At 71.8% G+C, this 3,465-nt stretch carries 1 protein-coding gene and 2 pseudogenes; all 3 read left to right on the forward strand.

Annotated elements, in window-relative coordinates; translation table 11 throughout:
- Positions 1-736, forward strand: a pseudogene (locus VR45_RS49560) (response regulator transcription factor); the annotation flags it as partial.
- The gene (locus VR45_RS36965) at positions 733-1,953 is read left to right on the forward strand and encodes a HAMP domain-containing sensor histidine kinase (protein ID WP_045944316.1); all 1,221 of its coding nucleotides are present in this window, start codon (positions 733-735) and stop codon (positions 1,951-1,953) included. The pseudogene VR45_RS49560 and the gene VR45_RS36965, both read left to right, overlap by 4 nt.
- Before the next feature lie 991 nt (positions 1,954-2,944).
- Positions 2,945-3,160: pseudogene (locus VR45_RS36970) on the forward strand (ATP-binding protein); the annotation flags it as partial.
- Positions 3,161-3,465 lie beyond the last annotated feature (305 nt).

Consider the following 3,465-nt stretch of genomic DNA (forward strand, 5'->3'; position numbering starts at 1 on the left):
AGGCGACCAGGATGGCCCTGGAACGCTACGGGTTCCCGGTCGCCACGGCCGCCGACGGCCTGGAGGGGCTGGAGATGTTCCACGCCGTCCGGCCCGACCTGGTCCTGCTGGACGTGATGCTGCCGCTGCTCGACGGGGTCGGGCTGTGCCGGCGGATCCGGGAGGAGAGCCAGCTGCCGATCCTGATGATGTCGGCCCGCACCGACCCGGTGGACGTGGTGTCCGGGCTGGAGGCGGGCGCGGACGACTACGTGGTCAAGCCGTTCGAGAGCGCCGTGCTGGTCGCCCGGATCCGCACGGTGCTCCGCCGCGTCCGCGTGGTCCCGGCCGAGCCGGAGCCCGCGCCCGTTCCCACGCCGCCCGCCGAGCTTCCTGCCCCCGGACCCGCGCCCGCCGACCCGGTCCCTCCGGTCGCCCCCGCCCGGTCGCCCCCGCCCCCCGCACCCCCGTCCGCAGCTTCGACGGCCTGGAGGTCGACACCGACTCCATGGAGGTCCGGGTGCACGGCGCCCTCGTCCCGCTCACCCCGACCGAACTGCGCCTCCTGCTGGAGTTCACCGCCGCCCCCGGCATCGTGCTGGAGCGCGCCGTCCTGCTGGAACGCGTCTGGGACTACGAGTGGGGCGCCGACACCCGCGTGGTCGACGTCCACGTCCAGCGGCTGCGCGCCAAGATCGGCGGCGGGCGGATCGAGACCGTCCGCGGCTTCGGCTACAAGCTCAGGCGGGGCGAATGACCCTGCGCCGCCAGATCGCCACCGCCGTCGCCGCCATCTCCGTCCTGGTCGCGGTGGCGGTCGGGCTGCTGGTGCACCAGGCGATGGTCCGCCAGCACGTCGACCAGGCCCGGGACTCCGCCGTCACCGCCCTGGACGCGGCGCTCGGCTCCTACGAGCGCAACGAGGAACTCACCGGCGATGGCCGCCGACAGGCCGCCCTGGACGCCCCGGAGCTGCCGGCCCGGCTGCGCGCCCTGGCCGCCGAGGGGCGGCGCGGGTCGCTGCTGGCCCAGGGGCCCGGGGGCGAGTCGGTGTGGGCGGCGGTCCCGGTCCGGAGCGGCGGCGAGGTGCTGTCCGTCCGGGTCGACTTCGCCCAGGACCGGCAGGCCATCGCCGACCTGGACCGGATCATCCTGCTCGCCGTCGTCGCCTCCGTCTTCATCACGGTGCTGGCGGGGGTGCTGGTCGCGGACCGGATCAGCCGCCGGCTGCGGACGGCGGCGACCGCCGCCCGGGGGATCGCCGCCGGCCGCACCGACACCCGGATCGGCGAACTCGTCGACGGGCGGGACGAGGTGGCCGACCTCGCGGCGGCGGTGGACCTCATGTCGCGGGAGCTGCACCGGCGGCTGGAGGACGAGCAGCGGTTCACCGCGGACGTCGCGCACGAGCTGCGCACCCCGCTGACCGGTCTGGTCACGGCGGCCGAACTGCTGCCGCCGGGGCGGCCCACCCAACTGGTGCAGAACCGGGTGCAGGCCCTGCGCGCCCTGGTCGAGGACCTCCTGGAGGTCTCCCGGCTGGACGCCGACGTCGAGACGCCCGACCTCGCGGCCGTGCCACTGGACCGTGCGGTCCGCCGCACGGTCACGCTGACCGGCCTGGACGTCGACGTCGAGGTCCGCGCCGACGCCTCCGTCCGCACCGACCTGCGCCGCCTCGACCGCATCCTCGGCAACCTCCTCCTCAACGCCGACCGCCACGGCGGCGGCCCGATCCACCTGCACGTCGACGGCCACCGGCTCACCGTCCGCGACCACGGCCCCGGCTTCCCCGACGAACTCCTCCGCGACGGCCCCCAGCGCTTCCGCACCAGCGTCCGCGAACGCGGCCGCGGCCACGGCCTCGGCCTCACCATCGCCCAGGGCCACACCCGCGTCATCGGCGCCACCCTGACCTTCACCAACCACCCCACCGGCGGCGCCGTCGCCACCCTCGTCCTCCCGGAGACGTAGGCCGACTGATTGCCGCGCCGCCCAAGTGCCGGAGGGCGCCATGCCGAAGTCCGCGAGTTCTTGGCTCTACCGCCGCGTGCCACTCCTGCACCACCGGCAACCCGCCGCCACTGACAACCCCATCCGCCACTGGACCAACCTCGTCACCGCCCAACCCTCCCATTCATAAGACCTGTTGTCATACGGAAGGTTGGGCCCTTACCCTCAATAGGGGGTGTTTCGGTAGCTGGGGTGGCTTCCCTGTCGATCACGGGCAACCCTTGACGAGGTGGTGACTGATCGTCAACTCAGTTGCGGATGTGGCAGTTTAGCTTCGCTAATTTGTCCTGCGCCTCTCTGGAGAATGCTGTAGGTTCGGCGTCGAGCTTGCAGCAAGGTTCAATCAGGATTTATTGCACCTACTGGGAGGTTGGCTTGAAGAAAATTCGCACTCTGACTGTTTCCGCTGTTGCTGCAACCACGCTTGCTCTTGGCGTGGTCAGTGCTTCCCCCGCCTCGGCGGGCGGTGGCGGTTGCACGACATGGCAGGACAACAATACTTTCGGGGCTTACTGTGCCTATGAGGGTGACAGTCAATTCTTCCAGGCTGTCGCTTACTGTAAGAATGGGCAGAACGTTTACGGTCCCTGGAAGTACTTTTGGTTCGACGGCTGGAGCTACGCATACTGCACAAGCGTCAACTCTGGGCTCGTTGGCGGATATATCCAGTTCTCCACACCTCGGTAACGTCGAAGTCGCCTCAAGTCTCGGCGTCAGTGTCTCGTGACTGTGCTGATGACCGGCATCATCGGGGAGGTGCCTCGGCCTTCGCGAAGGCCGAGGCACTCCGTGTAGCCCGGGCCGGCGCAGCGCGCTGTGGAGCTGACGGGCTATCCTGCGGCTGCGGTGGTTTCGGTCGTGCCGTCGTGGCCGGTGCACCCTCGGTGATGGCGGAAATACGGCCGATCGGCGGAGGGTGGGGCCGATCGAGACTGTCCGTAGGTTCGGCCCCGAACTCCTCCGCGACGGCCCCCAGCGCTTCCGCACCAGCGTCCGCGAACGCGGCCGCGGCCACGGCCTCGGCCTCACCATCGCCCAGGGCCACACCCGCGTCATCGGCGCCACCCTGACCTTCACCAACCACCCCACCGGCGGCGCCGTCGCCACCCTTGTCCTCCCGGCTGCGCCCGCCCCCGACCCCGACCTCGGCGAAGACCCGTCCCCCTGATCCGTCCCGGACGTGGGACGGATCAGGGGGACGGGACCGCCGCCGCTGCCCGGGGCCGGCCTCTCGGTCCGTACCGGAGCGGCTCCGCCGGAGCCACCGGCGGGGCCGCGGCCCGGAGCGGCGGGCGGGGCGGCGGTCGCCCCGGTCCGCTCCGGGGCGGCCCACGGTCGTTCGGATGCGCCCGGAGCGGAGCGGGTGGCTCGTTCGACGGCTCTCTCGACGCCTCACTCGACGGTGACGCTGACCTCCATCCGGTCGGCCCCCGGGGTCCCGGCGACCTCGATGGTGACGCCGCTCCATTGGCC

The sequence above is a fragment of the Streptomyces sp. NRRL S-495 genome, from assembly GCF_000966955.1.
GTDB classification, from domain to species: Bacteria; Actinomycetota; Actinomycetes; order Streptomycetales; family Streptomycetaceae; genus Kitasatospora; species Kitasatospora purpeofusca.

Excerpts from the sequence above, each read along its gene's own strand:
- VR45_RS36965 (WP_045944316.1), top strand. The coding sequence starts at position 733 with ATGACCCTGCGCCGCCAGATCGCCACCGCCGTCGCCGCCATCTCCGTC.